Origin of the sequence: Granulicatella balaenopterae (assembly GCF_900111135.1) — a bacterium.
Taxonomy (GTDB): Bacteria; Bacillota; Bacilli; order Lactobacillales; family Aerococcaceae; genus Granulicatella; species Granulicatella balaenopterae.
This window is the reverse complement of the sequence record NZ_FOGF01000035.1, coordinates 1-22,069: the sequence shown is the minus strand read 5'-3', so window position 1 is coordinate 22,069 and position 22,069 is coordinate 1. Positions and strand designations below refer to the sequence as shown.

General features: G+C 29.6%; 19 protein-coding genes. 17 read left to right on the top strand and 2 right to left on the bottom strand.

Annotated elements, in window-relative coordinates:
- Nucleotides 1–3 precede the first annotated feature (3 nt).
- From BMX09_RS10490 to BMX09_RS07735, 3 genes are all read left to right on the top strand, one after another.
- Complete coding sequence (locus BMX09_RS10490) at nucleotides 4–177, top strand: Mu transposase domain-containing protein (protein ID WP_407645258.1); 174 nt, start codon at nucleotides 4–6, stop codon at nucleotides 175–177.
- A 137-nt stretch (nucleotides 178–314) separates the two neighbouring features.
- Nucleotides 315–1,085, top strand: a complete 771-nt coding sequence (istB, locus tag BMX09_RS07740; protein ID WP_281242685.1) for an IS21-like element helper ATPase IstB — start codon at nucleotides 315–317, stop codon at nucleotides 1,083–1,085.
- 192 nt (nucleotides 1,086–1,277) lie between these two features.
- A complete protein-coding gene (locus tag BMX09_RS07735) occupies nucleotides 1,278–1,745 on the top strand; it encodes a hypothetical protein (protein WP_089747416.1) in 468 nt (155 codons plus the stop codon).
- A gap of 182 nt (nucleotides 1,746–1,927) precedes the next feature.
- Here BMX09_RS07735 and BMX09_RS07730 read toward each other — a convergent pair whose 3' ends face one another.
- A complete protein-coding gene (locus BMX09_RS07730) occupies nucleotides 1,928–3,088 on the bottom strand; it encodes a DNA cytosine methyltransferase (RefSeq protein WP_281242684.1) in 1,161 nt (386 codons plus the stop codon).
- 37 nt (nucleotides 3,089–3,125) lie between these two features.
- On the opposite strand from BMX09_RS07730, the gene BMX09_RS07725 reads away from it, so the two are divergent.
- The 11 genes from BMX09_RS07725 (at nucleotide 3,126) to BMX09_RS07675 (ending at nucleotide 18,047) form a co-directional block, all read left to right on the top strand.
- Nucleotides 3,126–4,130 carry a hypothetical protein gene (locus tag BMX09_RS07725; protein ID WP_143054393.1) on the top strand — a complete coding sequence of 335 codons (1,005 nt, stop codon included), beginning with the start codon at nucleotides 3,126–3,128 and terminating at the stop codon, nucleotides 4,128–4,130.
- Nucleotides 4,131–4,382: 252 nt separating this feature from the next.
- A complete protein-coding gene (locus BMX09_RS07720; RefSeq protein ID WP_089747410.1) occupies nucleotides 4,383–5,870 on the top strand; it encodes an ATP-binding protein in 1,488 nt (495 codons plus the stop codon).
- The gene (locus BMX09_RS07715) at nucleotides 5,842–8,565 is read left to right on the top strand and encodes a Z1 domain-containing protein (RefSeq protein ID WP_089747408.1); all 2,724 of its coding nucleotides are present in this window, start codon (nucleotides 5,842–5,844) and stop codon (nucleotides 8,563–8,565) included. Before BMX09_RS07720 ends, BMX09_RS07715 begins: the two co-directional genes overlap by 29 nt.
- Nucleotides 8,565–9,494: a PD-(D/E)XK motif protein gene (locus BMX09_RS07710; RefSeq protein WP_089747406.1), complete on the top strand. Its 930-nt coding sequence runs from the start codon at nucleotides 8,565–8,567 to the stop codon at nucleotides 9,492–9,494. The genes BMX09_RS07715 and BMX09_RS07710 overlap by 1 nt, the downstream gene beginning before the upstream one ends.
- The gene (locus BMX09_RS07705) at nucleotides 9,475–11,625 is read left to right on the top strand and encodes an AIPR family protein (protein WP_089747404.1); all 2,151 of its coding nucleotides are present in this window, start codon (nucleotides 9,475–9,477) and stop codon (nucleotides 11,623–11,625) included. The genes BMX09_RS07710 and BMX09_RS07705 overlap by 20 nt, the downstream gene beginning before the upstream one ends.
- Nucleotides 11,626–11,661: 36 nt before the next feature.
- The gene (dcm, locus tag BMX09_RS07700) at nucleotides 11,662–12,939 is read left to right on the top strand and encodes a DNA (cytosine-5-)-methyltransferase (protein WP_218138934.1); all 1,278 of its coding nucleotides are present in this window, start codon (nucleotides 11,662–11,664) and stop codon (nucleotides 12,937–12,939) included.
- Between the two features lie 359 nt (nucleotides 12,940–13,298).
- Entirely contained in the window at nucleotides 13,299–15,191 is a 1,893-nt protein-coding gene (locus BMX09_RS07695) for a BglG family transcription antiterminator (protein WP_089747402.1), read from the top strand.
- Between the two features lie 20 nt (nucleotides 15,192–15,211).
- Nucleotides 15,212–15,526: a PTS lactose/cellobiose transporter subunit IIA gene (locus BMX09_RS07690; protein ID WP_089747400.1), complete on the top strand. Its 315-nt coding sequence runs from the start codon at nucleotides 15,212–15,214 to the stop codon at nucleotides 15,524–15,526.
- A gap of 37 nt (nucleotides 15,527–15,563) precedes the next feature.
- Nucleotides 15,564–16,820, top strand: a complete 1,257-nt coding sequence (locus BMX09_RS07685) for a PTS sugar transporter subunit IIC (RefSeq protein ID WP_089747398.1) — start codon at nucleotides 15,564–15,566, stop codon at nucleotides 16,818–16,820.
- Between the two features lie 5 nt (nucleotides 16,821–16,825).
- Nucleotides 16,826–17,152 (top strand): PTS sugar transporter subunit IIB, encoded by a 327-nt coding sequence (locus tag BMX09_RS07680; protein ID WP_245711149.1) that lies wholly within the window; start codon nucleotides 16,826–16,828, stop codon nucleotides 17,150–17,152.
- Nucleotides 17,145–18,047 carry a DUF7916 family protein gene (locus BMX09_RS07675; RefSeq protein ID WP_089747395.1) on the top strand — a complete coding sequence of 301 codons (903 nt, stop codon included), beginning with the start codon at nucleotides 17,145–17,147 and terminating at the stop codon, nucleotides 18,045–18,047. Before BMX09_RS07680 ends, BMX09_RS07675 begins: the two co-directional genes overlap by 8 nt.
- Nucleotides 18,048–18,148: 101 nt before the next feature.
- Here the strand turns inward: BMX09_RS07675 and BMX09_RS07670 are convergent, their stop codons facing one another.
- On the bottom strand, nucleotides 18,149–18,931 hold the full coding sequence (locus tag BMX09_RS07670) for a MurR/RpiR family transcriptional regulator (protein WP_089747393.1): 783 nt from the start codon (nucleotides 18,929–18,931) through the stop codon (nucleotides 18,149–18,151).
- A 118-nt stretch (nucleotides 18,932–19,049) separates the two neighbouring features.
- On the opposite strand from BMX09_RS07670, the gene pfkB reads away from it, so the two are divergent.
- From pfkB to BMX09_RS07655, 3 genes are read left to right on the top strand one after another with little or no spacing between them, the layout of a single operon-like run.
- Complete coding sequence (pfkB, locus tag BMX09_RS07665; RefSeq protein WP_177159578.1) at nucleotides 19,050–19,973, top strand: 1-phosphofructokinase; 924 nt, start codon at nucleotides 19,050–19,052, stop codon at nucleotides 19,971–19,973.
- Between the two features lie 12 nt (nucleotides 19,974–19,985).
- Nucleotides 19,986–21,374, top strand: a complete 1,389-nt coding sequence (locus tag BMX09_RS07660) for a PTS fructose transporter subunit IIC (protein ID WP_089747391.1) — start codon at nucleotides 19,986–19,988, stop codon at nucleotides 21,372–21,374.
- 6 nt (nucleotides 21,375–21,380) lie between these two features.
- Nucleotides 21,381–21,827, top strand: a complete 447-nt coding sequence (locus BMX09_RS07655; protein ID WP_089747389.1) for a PTS sugar transporter subunit IIA — start codon at nucleotides 21,381–21,383, stop codon at nucleotides 21,825–21,827.
- Nucleotides 21,828–22,069 lie beyond the last annotated feature (242 nt).

The following is a 22,069-nucleotide window of genomic DNA, read 5'->3' as shown; positions in this document are numbered from 1 at the left end:
TTCATTGAAAAATCATTTAAGCAAATAGTACCACAAACACTACTTGTAAGATATAACGGTGCAGAATATTCAGTTCCATCGGAGTTCATGGGTAAAACGATATCCTTCCGAGAAATCAACCACGAACTGTATATTTATCATAACACAAAAATTAATTGCAGTTCATGCTATAAATAAGAAAAATTCAATTAATTATGCCCCTAATCATTATAATGATGTTTTATATCAACACCTTAATAAGAAATATAATGATGATGAAATTAGGCAGATTTCTATGAAGAATATAGAGAGTTTAGCTCAGATTGGAGACTACGATGAATATTGAAATGCAGAAATACATTAAATTGAAAAATAATCTAGAAGAATTGAAATTAAAACAAATGCATCTACATCTAGATGAAACGATTGAACAATATAACTCTGGAAATACAACGTTTACAGAGTTGTTATTAGGTTTAACTAATTATGAACTAAAGGCTAAAGAAGAGCGCATGATTAACTCTTGTGTTCGTACTGCTGGATTTCCATATCTAAAAACTACCGATGACTTCGATTTTAATTTCCAACCAAGTGTTAATAAAAAACAAATTATCGGGTTTAAGGATATGCGCTTTGTGGATAATAAAGAAAATATATTATTTATCGGTAATCCTGGAGTTGGAAAAACGCATTTAGCAACAGCTATCGGCATCGAAGCAGCTAAAAATCACAGGAGTACTTATTTTGTTTCGTGTAACGATCTAATAATGCAACTAAAAAAAGCTTTATTAGAAAATCGTTTAGAACAACGATTAAAATATTACGCACGTATGAAACTGTTGATTATTGATGAAGTTGGTTATTTACCTTTAGATGACGTATCATCCAAATTATTCTTCCAACTAATTGCTAAGCGATACGAAAAAAATTCGACCATTATTACTACCAACAAACCACTAAGTGAGTGGACTGAAACCTTTGGTGATATTGTAATCGCTAATGCTATTCTTGACCGTTTACTACATCATAGTCACGTAATTAAAATTATAGGACCTTCTTATAGGACTAAAAACATCTTACCAAAAACAAATAAAAATGCTGTGTAGCTAAGGCTACACAGTAAAATAAATTAAATTAAAATAAAACAAATTAAATTGACAAAAGTGGTGATTTTAAATTGACATAAATGGTGAAATTAAATTGACATAAATGGTTATATTTTACTTGACACCAACATTTGTAAAGTTACTAAAATATTATATCGAAAAAATATTATTTCAGAAATTCAGTATGGCTTTTTGAGTAAGAATCCGAATAGCTTACGTAAAATACGAAATTTATTTGCTCATGCAAACTTAGAACGATTAAATTTAATACAAATAGAAGATGGTAAAACTATATATTATCCATTAGTTGAAGATGAATCGTGTTTAATTATTTATGATAAGATATCAGAAATTGTATTTAATATGTTATTATCAATAATTTATGAGATAAAAACAGCTGATTTAGATTGGAATATTCAGCAAGTTAACTTGGGAATTGAAGAGATTTCAGTTGAAAAACAATATGAATTATTAGGTTTTAACGAAGAAGATATAAATAAAATAAAGAGTGTTTTTAGTGAAAGTGAAAAGCGTGATGGAATCGCTAGTAACAATATGTGGAAAATGGTGCATAATAGTTCTAATTTAAATGTATTAGAGTCAATATATGCTCAAATGTTTAAAAAGGAGTTGGATAATGATATTTACAGGAAAGAATAGTTACAAACTCTAAAAGTATTATAGAATAAAAAATATACTAATTTATAAAAAAGCAATCAACTGTAATGTTGATTGCTTTTTTGATTCCCGAAAATCGTTATAAATATGATATAATAATCAATTAAGAAGATAAAAAAAGATTGGCATTTTATAGCCAATCTAATTATAAGTAGAAATCTATATTAATTTTCTAATTGTGAAAGTGTATATGCAACGCTTCTAGCAATATTCCAAGCCATTACAGGTGGAACAGCATTTCCAATAGCTTTATACGCAGAAGAGGCACTTGTAGTAAAAATAAAAGAATCAGGGAAGGATTGAAGTCTAGCACATTCACGAACACTTAGACGACGCCAACCTTGCATATCATCTGGTTCGAAACCATCGTAAGAACGGTAATGTGCTTCGATGTTTCCATGATGTTCAGCACGAATAGTTGGAGCGGGTCTATTAGCATCAATCTTGTTATTTCCTTGAGTACGTTTACCAGGGTAGAACTTCGCTTTTGAAATATCACGAGTAGTGTGATTTGCGATGGTTGGAGAATTAACTTTATCCCAAATATCGTCAATACCATCTTTTGAAGTTTTCCACATTTTACCAGTAAATAAACCCGTTTCATCAAAAGATACAGCTGGGTAGAATTGATCTGATATATCACCTAAATCTTTTCTAATTCCCATAATAATTACACGACGACGAGTTTGCGGAACACCATAATCAGCAGAGTTTAAAACGTTATATTGAACATTGTATCCAGCTTTATCAAAGTCATCTAAAATAATATCAAGAGCTGAACGTTCTATTTTATCGCCTTTATCATTTTTACGAGAATTTCGGATACCATCAACATTTTCGGCTATAAACATTTTTGGGTTGTAATGTTCTATGATACGAATCATATGACGGTATAATTGTCCACGAGGGTCACTTAGACCGCCACGTTTTCCAGCATAGCTAAACGTTTGACAAGGGAATCCGCCTAAAATAACATCGATAGGAACTTCACTAATGGGTTTATTAGTATTTTTTTCTATTTGATGATCAATTTCGTCAAATGTTAATTCGTCTACACTTCGGCGTTCTACTTGATGGTTAAAGTTATCTTCGTAGACATCAGCAGCTTGTTTGAATATATCATTTGCAAATACTAAAGAAAATGGATTTTTTTCATAGTGAGTACCAAGAAAATCAAAATCTCCTTGGAAGCCTAGATCCATACCTCCTGCACCAGAAAACAAGCTAAGTACATTTAAATTTTTAAAATCGGGGGAAAAGTTTACAGTATTGGCATCAATAGTGTTGACACTGTTGTGGAAATATTTTTTTGACAAAGAAAACACACCTTTCTGAATGGAGAATTTTATGAATACAAATATAATGACAGTTTTAGAATTTATTAAACAACACGTAGAAGGCAATATATGGCCAGATAGATTTTTTATTAGTAAAGGAAATAACAATGGTTTCGAAACATTAATTGAAAGCATTATTCCGGATATTGAACATAAATTTTCAGATGTTAAAGTTAACTTTATTAGTGGACATCATTTTCCTGATGTAGATATAACTATCGATAATCAAAAGTATGGTTTAGAATTAAAAAGTTCTCAAAGAGGAAGTTGGATTGTTCCTGGTAATTCTATTTTTGAAAGTATTTCAGAACATGATTATAGCGAGATATATGTATTGTTTGGTAAAAAAGAAACTAAAAATAACGAACGAAAATATGAAGTGAAATATTGTGAATATTGGCAAGCAACAAGTAATATTGCAGTAACGCATAGCCCTAGATTTATTATTAATATGAATACGACAGATTCTGTTTTTAATACGCAAGATACTTATAATCAATTTAGAAATATGAATGAAAGTGAAAAAGCACAATTTGCACAACAAATATTAAGAAGTAAAGTAACAGGCACTAAATGGTATATTACGCCACAAAGTGATTCAGTAGAAGTTACAAACTTTAATACGTTATCAAAAGATATTAAGTTAAATTTAATGACTGAATTATATATCCTATTTCCAAATGATTTACTAAAGAAAAGAAATAATTATAGTCGTAGTGTAAAATATTTAATTGAAAAACATTATATATATTCTAATAATTTAAGAGATGTTTTTACCGCTGGAGGTCAAGACAATATCAATGGTGTTTTACTTCCAAAAACAATATCTATATTTATCTCATTAAAAACTGAAATAAGTTTAGCATTAGAAGAAGCAAGTGAAGAATTCCAAAAAACAGCATATGAATATTGGAATATTGTCCCAAGTGGAAACTTCAAGCAAGATTATTTATCTTTAGTTTATAAATTATTAGAAAAAGAATTTAATGATGAACAAATCATGAACGTTTGTTCGGACATTCTTTCTTGATATAGTATAGCAAGAATATCATTGCGCGTCAATTACCGCGCATGTGTTTTGGAAATTAATTAAATATAATAAAATAGATAAAAAGCTAGCGCAGATGCGTTGGCTTTTTTGTATATATACTAAGAAATATATTTTTAGGAAAATATATGTAATTTTGCTTTTTATTTCTTTTAAAGGTTTACGGTTTCGAAAAAAATAGATATACTGGAAAATGAATAAGTATAAATAAAATTTTATTTAAAGGAGATAATTATGTTCTATAAAGAGTGTGTACCTTTTGCACCAACATTAATTGAATCAATGAGATCAATGGGATATTCATTTTCTTCTGCCATTGCTGACATTATAGATAATAGTGTGAGTGCAGGTGCTAAAAATATAAAAATTATGGCAACACCAGGATCAGAATCCGAGTTAATTATTTTTGATGATGGATGTGGTATGAATGAGCAAGAATTATATGAAGCTATGAGATATGGTAGCACTAATCCAACAGAAGAACGTGAAGCAAATGATTTAGGACGATTTGGGTTAGGTTTGAAATCTGCATCAATGTCTCAGTGTAGAAATTTAATAGTTGTTAGTAAAAAAGATGGAGAATTACACGCTTTTTCATGGAATTTAGATTATGTAATACAGTCGGGAAGTTGGAGTGTACGAGGGTTTAGTACTAGTGAAATTCAAAAATTACCATACATAAATATGTTTGATAAAGTTAAAAGTGGAACATATGTGTATTTGAGTGAATTTGATCGGATTAAGCGGACAACAAACGATATGGAGACATTATTCTTTAAGAAAATAGATGAAATGAAAAATCATATTTCATTAGTATTTCATCGTTTTTTAGAAGATGGTTTACAAATAACAATTAATAATGTGGAAGTAACTCCTAAAGATCCTTTTTTAAAAACACATAAAGCAACTCAAGTGAAAAGAGAATCATCATTTAGAATAGATGACGCAGAAATCACTTTACAGCCTTATGTTTTACCGTTTGCCAATAAGTTAAGTCCTGAAGACTTAGCAAAAATTGGTGGAAAGTCAAAAATTAAAAAGAATCAAGGTTTTTATGTGTATCGTAATAAACGTTTAATTATTTGGGGAACGTGGTTTAATTTAAATAGAGTACATGAATTAAATAAATACGCACGTATTCAAGTAGATATTCCTAATTCATTAGATGATATTTGGGAAATTGATATAAAAAAAAGTAGAGCTACATTACCTGATAGTATTAAGAAAAATATGTTTTATGCAGTAGTAGAAAGCGTTAGAAGTAGTGAAAATATCATTAAATATCGTGGTAGAAAAGATAATGTTAGCAAAGATGTTGAATTTACATGGAATCGTATTAAATTACGTAACGATGAAGGATATCGTTATGAAATAAATCGTGATATACCGGAATTAGCAGCATTGAGGGAATGTTTAGATGACAAAACATACGGTTTGTTAAAAAATGCAATCAAGACCATTGAAGAAAACTTTCCAATTGAAGCGGTATATTCAGATGTCGCTCAAGGGAATATTAATCAGCAAGTGGGAACAACTGAATTAGAAATAGAAGAAAAATGGTCAGATATTTTAGAACTATTAGAAGATATTGATGATGATAAAAAAATAAAATATTGTGATAAATATTTAAAATTTAATATGTATCGAAAATATCCAGAAATTATATCTAGGTTAAAGGAGATGAAAAGAAAATATGAATGCGATACAAAAAAAATTATATAAGCATACAATGGTTGAAATAGAAGAGTATGCAGAAAAGAATATACTTATAACACCTGAAATAATTACTCATGAAATACTAGAAGCAGTGGAGGATTCAAAAAAGTTTAAAGAGTTAACTAAAGCGGAATTAGAATGTGTTCAAAAAGAATTAGAAGCTAACTTAGTGATTCATCTAGATAAAGGAATTGCTATTGAAGAAAGTAGTCATCAAAAGTGGTTTAAATATAAAAAAGCTGATTTAGATATGACTTATTGGGAAAGATATAAGGAATATTTAAAAAATGATAAAAAATTCTCACCGAATATCGTTAATAAAATGGAAGATGTTATCGATGAATTAACAGATTTATTAGGTGATCCAACTCGAGATGTATCATATAGTCGTAAAGGATTAGTTATTGGTGATGTTCAATCCGGTAAGACTGCTAATTATATTGGATTAATGAATCAAGCAGCGGATGTTGGTTATCGAGTAATTGTTTTATTAACAGGAACTACGGAAGATTTAAGAAAACAAACTCAAATGAGAGTAGATGAAGGTTTTGTAGGTACTAGTAGTGGTACATCACAACGAATAGGTGTTGGTAAATATGGAGGACCTAGTGCGGCATCTGGATCAGCTACAACAGCAGACTTTAAAAAAGGTAATAGCAATGTATTGCGTATAACTAATGAATCTTTAAATGTACCAATTGTATTTGTTGTAAAGAAAAATGCTAGTGTATTAAAAGAATTAAATAGTTGGTTTAAGAATGTATATATTAATAGTAATTCTACTGAATCAGTACCATTGTTAGTAATTGATGATGAATCAGATAATGCATCGATTAATACTAAAAATACTGATGAATCCCCAACTACAATAAACGGTAAAATTAGAGAGATGCTAAGCCTATTTGATAAATCTAGTTATGTAGGATTTACCGCAACACCGTTTGCCAATATTTTTATTGATCCAGATACTAATGACGAAATGTTTAAGCAAGATTTATTTCCGAAAGATTATATTTATTCTCTTAATGCACCTTCAAATTATGTTAGTGCCAGAAAATTATTTAATAAAGAAGGCGAATATCATTATATGATGAAAATGATAGATGAAACTTCAGAAAATAGTATTGCTTGTATTTTACCATTCGGACATAAAAAAGATACGATGGTTGAAGAGTTACCTGATGATTTATGCAAAGCGATTAATTGGTTCTTTTTATCAAATGCCATTATGGATCTAAGAAACTGTCCACAATTACACCGTTCGATGCTAATAAACGTAACGCGATTTACTGATATTCAAAATGATTTATCCGATTTAGTAAACGATTATACAAAAGCATTACAACATGCTATTAAATATTGTTGGAATTTAGATGAAACAGACATGTTAAAAAATAGATATATGTATGAGTTAAAAGAGCAATATGAAGCAGAACAATATATTGAGGATAAACCAACTTGGAAAGATATCGTATCAAAATTACATCAAGCATGTACACCGATTGTAGTAAAAACTGTTAATGCGAAAGCAGACGATCGCTTAAATTATGATAGTGAACCGAATGGGTTACGTGTAATTGCGGTTGGTGGTATTGCTTTATCTCGTGGATTAACATTAGAAGGTTTAGTAGTAAGTTATTTTTATCGTAATTCAAAAGCCTATGATACATTGATGCAAATGGGACGTTGGTTTGGATATCGTAATAATTATAAAGATCTATGTAGAATATGGATGACAGAAGAAAGTAATGATTGGTATGACTATATCAGCGAAGCAACTGATGAATTAAGATATGACATCAAACGTTATCATAATGATGGTTTAACTCCAAATGAGTTTGGATTAAGAGTTCGTACTCATCCGGATACGTTGATTGTTACAGCGCATAACAAAATGAGAGACGTTCAGAAAAAATCTGTTTTAGTTACTTTAAGTGGAATTTGTATTGAAACACCGGAAATATATAGTGATAAAGAAAAAAATAAAAAAAATACGATAGCGGTTAATGATTTAATTAATCATTTAAATCAAAATGATAAAGAAATTGAAGCATTCGGTCGTGAGAATAACGAAGGAGATACAACCTCAAAGGTAATTAAATATGGGTTTAAAAATATATCATCTGACTATATTATTAGCTTATTATCTAATATTACAGTGTCTCCAAGTAATATCAATTTTGATACTAATGCCATTATTAATTTTATAGAATCTTATAGCGGAAATGAGTTGAAATATTGGGATATTGCTTTTGCAAGTGGTAAAGGAACACATACTCAACGGTTAACAAAAGATATTAGTATTTCTCCGGTAATTAGGGATTATAGTGTAGAAAACAATGGGAAGATATTAAAAATGTCAAAAACTAAAAAACGTTTAGGTACAAGTTCAGATGGGAAATTGAGCTTAACCAAAGAACAAAGTGATAAAATCAGACACAAAGTTGAGGAAGAATTAGGTAAAAAGAATTTAGCACAAGTAGATTACTTTAGAAATGTAAAGAGAAACCCATTATTAACAGTTTATTTTGTTGAATTAAAAGATAAAAATAATGAAGTTGATATAGATACTTCGATAAATTATGTCGGTTTTGGTATAGGGATACCAACCTTATCAAATGAAAAGACTAGTTGCACTGAATATATACTCAATAAAAATGCAATGAGTATTGAATATTTTGAAAATGAGGAAGAAGAATAATGAATGTATTAAAAAAAAGATTCGAAAAAATGAACGATAAAAATGGATATCAGCTATATAATCCTAAATATTCATTTAAGATGTATATTGGTTATGCAGAAGGAAATATGTCACTTTTTATTATTGCTGATGAAAAGCCAAAGAAAGTTAAAGATTCTAAAATTATCAATATTAAGAGTAGTCAGATTAAAAATCAGTATGGATTAGAGTTTTTACTAACGAATAAACGTTATGAGAAAATGTTTATCTTATTTTGTGATGATATGATTAAAATTTTAGAAAAAGCTACTCCCAAAAATGCTATTAGTTTAGCTCTTGCAAGATGGAATGTTTGGAAATTGATGTTTAGTGGAAAGCAATCTAACATAATGTCTAAAGAAGTTATTAAGGGATTGATTGGAGAGTTATTATTTTTAAAACAATTTATTTTAGAAGTGGGAGAATCTGAAGCTTTAGAAAGCTGGATGGGACCTATTGATGGACATAAAGATTTTGAAATTAATAATACTTGGTGTGAAGTAAAAGCTATTAGTGAAGCAGCTCAAGAAGTAAAAATTAGTTCATTAGAGCAATTAGAGTCAAATGATAAAGGATATTTGGAAGTTATTCGCTTAGAAAAAACTAATGAGTTAGTTGCGGATACTGTTACATTAAATCAATTGGTAATAGAAATTCAAGATATGTTTAAATTGGAAACAAGCGAGGAATTATTATTTACTAAATTAGTAACATTAGGCTATGAATACGATATTAATTATGATGCGTTTTGTTATAAATACATTGGAAAACAAACGTATTGTGTGAATGATGAATTCCCAGTAATACATAAAAATGATTTACCTCAAGGGATTGGTAAAGTGCAATATACATTAGAATTAGTATCCCTTGATAAATTTAAGGAGGAAGAAAATGGATGTTTTAGAGTATAGAGAAACGCTACACGAGGAGATTGCTCGCTATGCAAATGTGAATATCCAACATCCTGCAGTAGAGTTTTTAAATAAAATTACATCTATTTTAAGTGAAGCAGAGGAATTTGATGACTTTGTAGAGTGTGAATATATTGGATTTACTACAAGAAGAGCAAAGATGCAAATAGACGGATATGCAATAGATGATACGGATGGCAGTTGTTGTATTTTTCTTTCAGAATATAAAGGACCATATGATGGTGATTCTATGAAGAAAGAAGATATTGATGCAGCAATTAATAAGATTAGACGTTTTGTAGAAGAATCGATTGGCAAAGAATTATATTTAAGATTGGAAGAAAGTACTGAGGCGTATCAATTTTCAAAATATTTACATGATGAATATAAAAATATTGTTAAATTCCGTTTCTATATTGTAACAGATGCATTTAATAAGCAACGAGTTAAAAGGATAAATGTTGCAAACATTGGTGAAAAACGAGTTGAGGTTAATGTTTGGGATATTAAACGTATTTTTGAATTGGTTAATTCTAAACGAAAAAAAGAAAGTGTAGATATCAAATTAGAAGAACTAGGTTTTGGTGGAATTCCATGTGTAAAAGCGGTAGAATATCATAATGTAAAAGCAGATATTGATTCATTTGAATATTTGGGAGAAGAAAAAGTTAGTGATAAAATAACTTATTCATCGTATCTGGCAGTGATTCCTGGTACAATATTAAATGAGTTATATCAAGAATATGGTTCTCGTTTGTTAGAAGGGAATGTGCGGTCATTTTTAAGTGTTCGAGGGAAAGTGAATAAGAGTATTCAAAATACAATTAGAAACTATCCAGAAATGTTTTTTGCCTATAATAATGGTATTGCTGCAACTGCAACTGAATTAGAAACAAAAATGACATCGGAAGGTTTGGAAATCACTAGGATAAAAGATTTACAAATTGTTAATGGTGGTCAAACAACCGCTTCAATTGCTAATATTATTTTAAACCCTAAAAAAGGTGACAATATAGATGTATCTAATTTATATGTTCCAATGAAAGTATCAGTGTTAGAACACGAGATGTCTGAAAAAATTATTCCTAAAATTTCAGAATATTCGAATTCTCAAAATAAAGTAGATGCATCTGACTTCTTTTCAAATCATCCATTTCATATTAGAATGGAAGGATACTCTCGTAAATTACCAGCACCAGCAATTGATGGTAATCAATATCAACAATATTGGTTCTATGAGAGAACTAGAGGTCAATATGATCAAGGTAAAATGAAATTTAAAGCTCGTTCCGCACAATTAAATGAATATAAAGCTAAATATCCAGACAAACAAGTAATTAAATTAGTTGATTTGGCTAGATATATGGAAATCTATAATGGTGCACCGGATAAAGTTAGTAAAGGGAAGCAAGCTATCGTTAAGAAGTTTTCTGCTGCGATTAAAGAACAGTGGATAGAAGATTCAACGATATTTAATGAATTTTATTTTAAACGTCTAGTATGTTTAGCGATTATTTTTAAAAATACTGATGAAATTATTAAACAAACAGAATGGTATAAACAAAAACGTTCATATAAAGCGAATGTTATTGTATATACTATGAGTATTATTTTTGATTATATTCATAAAAATTTTGCGGATTATGAAGTTGACTTCTTGAAGATATGGAATAATCAAAAGATTTATCCTGAATTAGAGAAACAAATTCGAATTCTTTGTTCTGAAGTATATGCATTTATTACTGATGAAAACCGACCAAAAGAAAATGTTACTGAATGGTGTAAACAAAAAGCGTGTTGGGAATTAGCGCAAAAACAACATTGGACATTTGATAAAGAATTTATAGGTAGTTTGATTTCAAAAGATAAACTAGAAGTTAAAGAAGATACTGCCAAACAAGATAGAAAAGAAGCAGATAAGCAAGAAAAATTAGAACTAATTAATAGTGTTGGAAGAGATTATTGGGATGAATTAGGTAGATGGGGCATGGAAAGAAAATTATTGACTGAAATTGAAATTGCTTTAATTAATAAGATATTGTCAATTGATGGCAAATTATCAGAAAAAGATGTAGATTTGGCAATTGAATTAAGAAAAAGAATGGTCGATGAAGGTTTAGCTGTTAATTAACCTAAATAGAATCCAGATAAGAAGAAAAAAGATGAGATGAGAAAAGATGAGGAAAAAATGATAAAAGTAATGGAAACCTTCAGTGGGATAGGTGCACAAGCCAAAGCTTTAAGCCGCCAAGATGAAGAATATGAGATAGTCGCAACAGCTGATTGGGATGTTAACGCAATTATAGCGTATGACATTATTCATCATGGAACACCAAATATTGAACCGTATGAAGGAATGCCTCGTGAGGAAGTAATTGAAAAATTAAGTCAATATACACTAAGCCCAGATGGAAAAGATCCTTATAAGGGTGAATCGTTAAAACGAGTAAATGAACAGTTTCAAAGATATTTATTAGCAGCGATAGAACGAAGCAATAATTTAGGTAGTATTACAGATATGACATATGAAGATATACCAGAAAATTTAGATGTTTTAACATATTCGTTTCCTTGTCAAAATTTATCATTGGCAGGAGTATGGCGTGGAGAATTGACTGGTATCGATCGAGATGCAGATAACAGATCAGGAATGTTATGGGAAGTAGAGCGTATTTTGATGGAATGTGAGGAACATAATAGACGATTACCTAGATTTTTATTAATGGAAAATGTATCTAACATTTTGAGTGCCCGACACAAGGATAATTTTGAAGAATGGAAATCATACTTAAATAAAATAGGATATGAAAATGTCGTGTATAAATTAGACGCTAGTAAATTTGGTGTACCACAAATTCGTAAACGAGTATTTATGATAAGTATTTATGTTGGAAATGATGCGAGAAAAATAGAACTGGTAAATAATTATATTACAGACCATGACTTAGAAAATGAAAATTATGTTAATGAGATTATTAATCACAGATTAACAGTAAGAGATATTATAAAAAATGATTATACGGTTGAAAAATATCATTTTGAAGCACTGAATAGTCAAATGAACAATACTCCATCAAGAGAAAAGATTGTTCAGGAAAACCGACATTTATTTAAAAATAATCAATATGAAAACTACATCCGAACAGTAACAACTAAACAAGATAGAAACCCAAATTCGGGAGTAGTTCAATTTGAAAATGAAAAAAGTGGAAAACTGAATTGGCGTTATTTAACACCAAGAGAATGTTTCTTATCAATGGGATTTGATGAAGAAGATTATGAAGCATTGATGGAACATAATGTTAAAATAACAAAAAGTAGATACTTATTTTCAGATTCTAAGCTAATAAAAATGGCTGGTAACAGTATTGTGGTAAATGTGTTAGAAGCAATATTCCACCAAATAATAGAATTAAAAGAAATTTTACAAGAAAATGATGAATGAAGAGGCTGATATAAGGCCTCTTTTTTAGGCTTTTATTAAATAGGGTTGATGGAGTGGAAATAGGGATCATACAGAATTATCTGTATGATTTCTTTTTTTATAGACTTTTTAACAGGGCGTTGTAGATTATCAAATAGTTTTGTCCCACTTTAACAAATAAAATTGACAAACAATGTATTAAAATGGATAAGACTTGAGATTATAAATCGATATTTGTCTGTAAAAGGTAGCGAAAATGATTTAATAAAGTATGAGAAGAGACAAAAATTGCATATAAATATGAAAATATTCTCCTTTTAATTAGAGGGAAATAAGGTATACTTAAATTGTAAGCGGTACCGAAATCTGGAGGTGACTTTATGAGAATAGGGTTAATAATGGATGAATTAGTAAATTCAGATGAATATATTACAGTTGATTATTTAGCAAAAAAATATAATGTATCTAAACGAACTATTCAAAATGATTTGTCATATTTGATTCAAATGTCTTCGCGTCATGGATTTCAATTGTATATGCGTAGGGGAAGAGGGTATTTATTAGAAGTTACAAATTTAGATTTAATGAATTGTTTTATTAAATTTTTAAAGAGTAATAAAAATTTAGAAGCTAAAGATAGAATTAAAAATATTGTGGTTTTATTAATATTAGAAAGTGATTTTGTGTCAACTCAAGAAGTTGCTGATAAATTACAGATTTCAAAATCAAGTATAAAAAATGATCTTTCTAAAATAGAGAGGTTATTAAATTCTTATAAATTACAGTTAGAAAGGAAAAGATATTATGGCATGAGAGTGATCGGGAAATCAGAGTATGCGAAAAAATTATTATATGATTTTTATTTTGACGATAATATTTATTTACAAAATTTAATGAAAGAAATTACAAGTGAATTTACACAAGTTAATTCTTTATTAATGAAACAAATTGAGAAAGAAAACTTGTCTATTAATTATAATGAACTAAAAAATGTGATTTTATGGTTAGAGGTAGAAACGTTATATCATAAGCGTCATATGAGTGGGATTTATTATATGGAACCATCAAATGAAACTAGTATAAAAAGAATTTCTAATAAGTTAAAAGAAATATTGGAAGCAAATTTTAATATTTTTATTGATAGTGATTCATTAAGAAGTATAGAAAAGATTTTAGAACTAAATATTCGTCCTAAAAAACATCCGATTGTTTTTTCAAATCAATTAAAAAAAGATGTTGATGAATTTTTAGAAGAGGTTGATAGAACATATAATACAACCTTTCAAGAAGATCAAGAATTTAAAACATCACTTTTTATGCATGTATCATTATTATTAGATCGTTTATATCAGAAGATTTCCTATAAAAATACATTAATTAAAGAGATTTGTATTCGATACCCAATGATTTTTAATATTGCAATACTTTTTACAGATATGCTAAAAGCCAAATATGATGTAGAAGTAACACAAGATGAAGCGGGGTTTATAGCAACACATTTTATGGCACATATAGAAAAAGAACGGGAGTTAAAGTTTAATCGATTTAATAAAATAGCTGTTATTTGCTCATCAGGAGGAGGAAGTGCATATCTGCTTAAATTGCAAATAGAGTCATTATTTAACAAAGCTGAGGTAGAATCTTTTAGTTTCTTAGAAATGGAAGAAGTTGCAAAATATAATCCAAATTTAATTTTTACAATTATGCCTCTTAGCAGAGAATTTAGCGCACCAGTTATTTACATTAAAGAAATGCTAGATGATTTAGATTTGGTTCGAATAAGACAGGTTTTACATTATGATAATTGTGATTCGATTTCTCTTAAAGATGTAAGAAAATACAATTATGAAATTTTTGATAGAAATTTTTTTAAAGTTACTAATAAAACGGATTATATCAAGATAATAACAGAGATGGCAAAAGAAATACAAGACAGTGGATATGGAGATGAAAATTATGTCGATAAGGTATTAGACCGAGAAAAGTATATGAGTACTGTATATATGAATGGCATAGCTGTACCACATCCTATTGAATTATTGGCGAATAAGAATTTGTTGTCAATTTGTATTTTAAAAAATCCTATTATACATCTTGGCAAGGAAGTTAAAATTATATTTATGTTATGTTTAACAAAAGATGATTTTGAAATCCAAAAAGATATTACCAAAAAATTATATTTGTTAATGAAAGATGAGTTTAGATTACAATATATTTTGCAAAATAAAACATTTGATGAGTTGGTTCTTATATTGAAAGAATTGGAAGGATAATAAAAAAAAGGGGGATACAAATGGAAGAAATGGAATTAATATGTTTTCAGATTATTTCGTCTGTTGGCGAAGCAAAAAGTTGTTATGTTAAAGCAATGGAGGCGGCTAGAAATCGTAATTTTGAACTAGCTGAAAAATTAATATCACAAGGAGATGATTTATGTTTAGAAGGTCATAAAATTCATGGTAAATTAATTCAAAAAGAAGCTAGTGGAGAACGAGTAGATATGAATTTATTACTAGTTCACAGTGAAGATCAATTGGTAGGTGCTGAGATAGTAAAAATAATGGTGCTAGAAATATTGCAAGTATATCAACAATTAGATGATAAGTAACTATTAAAAAAATTCTATTAATAAGGAGGATAATATCATGAAAGAAAAATTTCAAAGAATAGCAGGGCGTATTGGAAGTCAAAGACATTTAGTAGCATTAAGAGATGGTATGGCACAATTAATGCCGTTAATTATTATTGGTTCAGTATTTATGCTAGTTGCAGCATTTCCTATTGAACCGCTAACTAAGTTTTTGGATAATAGTGGTTTGGCTGGGTATATGTGGAAGGCAACAGATGCAACATTTGGAATTATTGGAATAGCAGTAACGTTTACTGTAGCAAGAAATTTAGCACTTCATTATAAAGTTGATGGATTATCAGCAGGGTTATTATCACTTGCTTCGTATGTATTACTCACTCCAACCATTGCTTCAGATGCTGGAAATGGATTTCCGGTTATGTATTTAGGAAGTAGAGGGTTGTTTTTAGGAATTGTTGTAGCTTTAGTAACAGCAGAATTATTTAGATATTTTGTTCAAAAAGATATTGTAATTAAAATGCCAGATACAGTTCCACCGAATGTTAGTCGTGCATTTTCAGCAATTATTCCTGGGTTATTTGTTATTTTATTTTGGTTTATATTACTAGTGTTGGTAAATTCTGTTGGTGTTGAAAATGTACATACATTGATGGAAAAATTTATTACCCAACCTTTGAGTGGTCTTACTGGTTCATTAGGTGGGGTTATTGTGATTGTTATTATTCAATCTGTACTTTGGATGTTCGGTATTCACGGAGCACAAGTAACAGCACCATTTATTGAACCGATTTTATTAACGAATTCGGATGCTAACAGGGTTGCTATGGCAGCAGGTCAAGAATTACCAAATATTATTACATTTGAATTCTTATATAATTATGTTTTCCCAGGTGGTGCAGGTTGTGTATTTGCATTAGCTTTACTTTTATTCTTCCGTTCTAAGTCTAAAGAAAATAAATCATTAGGTAAATTATCAATGGCGCCTGTAAGCTTCCAAATTGCAGAACCAATATTGTTTGGTTTTCCAACGATATTAAACTTCAAAATGGTAATTCCATTTATTTTATCACCAATTGTATCTGCAATCATTTGTTATTTTGCAATGTATACAGGTCTGGTACCTAAACCAATTGGAGCAGTTATTCCGTGGACAACACCACCAGTAATTGCAGGATTCCTTGCATGTGGCGGTCATATTAGTGGGGCTATTTTAAATATTGTTGTTATAGTAGTTTCAACAATGATTTATTATCCATTCTTTAAAATTGATGACAATATGAAATTAGCAGAAGAAAAAGGGAAGGAGAAATGATTCGTATGAAAAAAGTAATTATGTTAGCTTGTTCAGCTGGAATGAGTACAAGTTTATTAGTAACTAAGATGTTGAAAAGTGCAGAAGAAGGAGGTATCGATGCTGAAATATTTGCAGTTTCTATATCTGAAGTTAATAAAGTTTTAGAATCCAAAAAAATTGATGTTCTTTTATTTGGACCACAATTGAGTTATATGAAAGATGATTATAGTAATAAATTATCTAGTAAAGGTATCCCAGTAGATACTATCGATATGAAAGATTATGGTCTTATGAAAGGTGAAAAAGTGTTAGATAAAGCACTTCAAATAATAGGTGGTTATAATGATTAAAAGATTAATTAGTGCTAATGTATCTGACATTATGAAGATGAGCGCAATAGAATTAAAGCAAAGCATAAAATCATCTGCTGGACGTGTAATTTTGGCAGAGAATGTTTGCTCAATAACGCCTCAAATTCCTGATATAACAAATTCCGAAATCGCTGCTGCATCGGGCGCAGATATGATTTTACTTAATGTGATTGATTTATTTGATCCTCATGTAAGTGGGTTGACAGATGATGAGAGTAAAGATTTTGTTAATGTATTACATAAATTGACTGGAAAAGTAATAGGAGTAAATTTAGAGCCAGTTGATGAATCTGCATCTATGTTAGAAAATCAATTAACTATTTCTAAGGGGCGTCATGCAACTGTGGAAACTTTTAAAAGGGCAAATGAATTAGGTTTAGATTTTATATGCTTAACAGGTAACCCTGGTGTAGGTGTAACTAATAAACAAATTTTAGAAGCGATTAAGAATGCTAAAAAACATTTTAATGGGCTAATAATTGCAGGTAAAATGCATGGAGCGGGAGTTGATGAAAAAGTTATTTCAGAAAAAGCGATACAAGAATTTATTGATGCAGGGACAGATATTATTTTAGTTCCAGCAGTAGGGACGGTCCCAGGCGTTCGTTATGAAGATTTAAATACAGCAGTTGATTTAGCTCATAAACAAGATGTGCTAGTTATGTCTGCTATCGGAACTAGTCAAGAAACTAGTGATATTGAAGTCATTAAACGATTTGCCATAGATTCAAAAATTGCTGGAGTAGATATACAACACATTGGAGATGCTGGTCCAGGGGGATTGGCTAATGTTGAGAATATTTATAATTTAAGTGTGGCGGTTAGAGGTAAAAAACATACATTATCTAGAATTTGTCGATCTATTAATCGTTAAAAATATGAGTAAAATAAAAATGACCACATTTATGTGGTCATTTTTAAATTATCTATTAAAAAGGAAAGAGTAAGCATATCTAAAATATTTAATGATTATCTTTATAAATCATATAAACTATTTTTGTGAAATCTAATAGAGTACGAATCTAATAATATGCGAGACAAAACATGTAGTGGTAAACGTGATTGTACTTCATAATCTGGAAAATAAGAAGTATCACTTTTAAAACCACAAAAAGTAATATCGCTCATTCTAGCAAGAGTTCCGATTGGATTAGCAGTTAATAAGATAATTGCAACATCATTTTTTTGACAAGTCATCGCAGCGTCAATTAATTCTTGTGTATCACCATTTAATGAAATAAATATCACAACATCTGTATATGTTATGCGCTTGCTAATGGTTTTAATAATATTGGGGTCAGTATATGCTTCGCAGGTACGTTGGACAATGTGAAATTTCATTTCCATTTCTGAAGCAACTGTTTCAGATAAACCTCTTGAAAAGATATAAACTTGTTTAGCGGAAAAAATAGCTTGTAACGCATCCTCAATTAATTGACTATTAATATTTTGAATAGTATTTTTTACTTCAAGTTCATTTCTCAAAACAACATTTTTGATAGTCTGATCAATGTAATCTAAGGTTTGGTAGTCAGATAAACTATGATTAGATAAATGATAGTTATTTTTTAAATCATGTTTAAAAGATGTAAAACCATCATAGCCAATTTTTTTCATTGTTCTTACAATGGTTGCAGTAGATACATTAGCTCGTTCACTTAATTTAACTATTGAAATAGTGGGTATTTCAGATAAATGACTTTCAATATAATTAATTAAGTGTTGTTCTGTATTTGTTAAATTAGATATATTAAACATATAACATGCCTCCCTTTTTATTTAGAAAACTTTTTCAAACTATATATGATATATAGAAAACCTTTACAAAATATTATATGTCATAATGAGTATAACAACAAGATGAAAAGGGGGCAATATTATGATATATACATGTACAATGAATTTAGCTATAGATTTATGTATACAAACAGAAAATATGTATACAGATATTGTTAATAGGTCTCAGAATTGCGATTATCAACCAAATGGAAAAGGAGTGAATGTTAGTTTTGTATTAAAAAAACTAGGTTTAGACAGCATCGCACTAGGTTTTAGTGGTGGATTTACTGGAGATTTCATAAAACAAGAATTGAAAAAAAAAGATATTTTAACTGACTTTGTGGAAGTAGAGGGACTTTCAAGAATTAATGCGTTTATTAATGTAATGTCTTTAGAAGAAGAATATAAATTAGTTAATCAAGGTCCGAGTGTTACAAGGGAAAATGTTAATGCTTTGATTGGGAAAATCAAAAATATTTCAAAAGGAGATTATTTAGTAATATCAGGAAGTCATCCTACTGGTATTTCTTCAACTGACTATCAATTAATAGGGGAACTATCTGAACGAAATCAATTTAATTTAGTATTAGATATTTCTAGTGATTATCTATTAAATTTATTACCATATCATCCATTTTTATTAAAACCAAATGACGATGAATTATTAGAGTTATTTGGTTCTACAGATAAATCAAAGGAAAATATTATTCATTTAGCTAAAATTTTAATACAGAAAGGAGCTCAACAAGTTCTAGTATCTTTAGGTGATCAAGGTGCAATGTATATTACAGAAGATAAGGTACTTTATGTAAATGCACCTAAGGGAAAGGTTGTTAATTCAGCGTGTGCGGGTGATACTTTATTAGCGACATTTATTGCGAATAAATTAAAAGGAAAATCTGATGAAGAGGCTGTAATATCTGCGGTTGCAGCAGGTAGTTCTACAGCGTTTCAAATAGGATTAACTGATTTTTTAGATGTAGATAATTTAAAAAGACAAATTATTTGTAAAAAAATTTAAGGAGGAGTAAAAATGAAAAAATATGATATTATTGCAGCAACAGGATGTCCAACAGGGATTGCACATACCTTTATGGCGCAAGAAGCATTGGAGCAAGCGGCTAAAAAATGTTCGGTTAGTATCAAAGTGGAGACACACGGGCAAATAGGTATTGAGAATGAATTAACTGAAGAAGAGATTAAAAATGCAAAAGCAGTTATTATTGCAGCAGATAAAGATGTACACGCAGAAAGATTTGTTGGTAAAAAAATTATTGAAGTATCTGTTGGTCAAGGTATCAAGGATGCAGAAAAATTAATTGAAGCAGCATTAAATGGCGAAGGAGAAATACGATATCCTACAGATAGTGATACTAAAACTATTGATATTATTAATAATAACCACTCGACTGGTAATATTGGACATGATATTTATAAACATCTAATGAATGGGGTATCACATATGCTACCATTCGTAGTTGGCGGGGGAGTATTGATAGCCATTTCATTTTTATTTGGAATATATTCATTTGATCCTGCTAGTGATCAGTTCAATCCTTTTGCGGCACAGTTAAAAGAAATTGGTGGATTTGCAATGGGGATGATGACTCCTATTTTAGCAGCTTATATTGCAGAAAGTATTGGTAAACGCCCAGCATTAGTAACAGGGTTTGTAGCAGGGGTGATTGCTAATGCTGGTGGCGCAGGATTCCTTGGTGGCATTATTGGTGGTTTCTTAGCAGGTTATGTAATAATTCTATTAGAAAAATTATTGAAGAATTTACCTAAGACATTAGATGGATTAAAAGCTATCTTTTTATACCCATTATTAGGAATCTTTATTACAGGAATGATTATGAATATTTTAGTATCTCCAATGGCTAGTATCAATGAAAGTATGATGCAATTTTTAGCAAACTTTGAACATTCTAATCCGTTGTTATTAGGTATTATTGTAGGGTGTATGTGTGCTTTTGATATGGGAGGCCCTGTAAATAAAGCAGCTTATGTAACTGGGACTGCTTTACTTGCTCAAGGAAATACTACTTTTATGGCGGGGGTATCAGCTGCTTGCATTACACCTCCATTAATTACAGGTGTAGCAACTTTAGTATATAAAAATAGATTTACTAGTAATGAACGTAACGCTGGATTAGTTAATATTATTTTAGGTTGTACTCACATTACAGAAGGGGCTATACCATTTGTTGCAGAGGATCCATTACATGCTATGCCGATTATGATGGCGGGTTCTTCAGTTGCAGCCGTATTAACATATTTATTTAAAGTTCAAGTACCAGCACCTCATGGAGGATTTTTAGTATTGCCAGTTGTAACACATCCGTTGTTATGGGTACTTGCAATAGCAATCGGGTCTGTAGTGGGTGGTTTATTATTAGGAATGAGTAAAAAAAAGAAATAGGAGATAATGCATATGATTAATCAACAATTAATATTTATTGATATAGATGCTCATACAAAAGAAGAAGTATTTGAATATATTGCCAAGGTAGCTGTAAATAATGGGATTGTTAATCAAACAAGTATTATTATCGAAGGTTTACATTACCGAGAAAGTTTGAGCACGACTGGAATGATTGATGGCTTTGCGATTCCACATGCTGAAGTAGCGGATTTAAAGGAATCTGTAGTTATTATTATAAAATTAAAAGAAGAAATTGATTGGGAAAGTTTAGACGGCGAAAAAATTAAATTTATTGTTGCAATGTTAGTTGATAAAGATAGTAAAAATAAAGAACATTTGACAACATTATCAACTATAGCAAAAATACTAATGAAACAAGAAAATCGGGATTTATTGCATAAAGCTAACAATCAAGAAGAAATATATACTATTTTCGAAAAATTACTTTAAATTGTATGAAATTATTGTACTTAAAACGGACTGGTGTCAAACGGTTACGAAAAACATTATCCAAAATAAAGGGATTATTGGTATAAAAAATAGTTGAAATAAAAGATATTTAAATTGGTAGAATACGGATGATAGTTAATTTTTGATAAATAAAAAGGAGATTTGGTTATGTCAAAATTACAGTTATCACAAGGAAAGTTCGAACACTTAAAACGTTTATCTAATGAAGAAAATGTTATTGG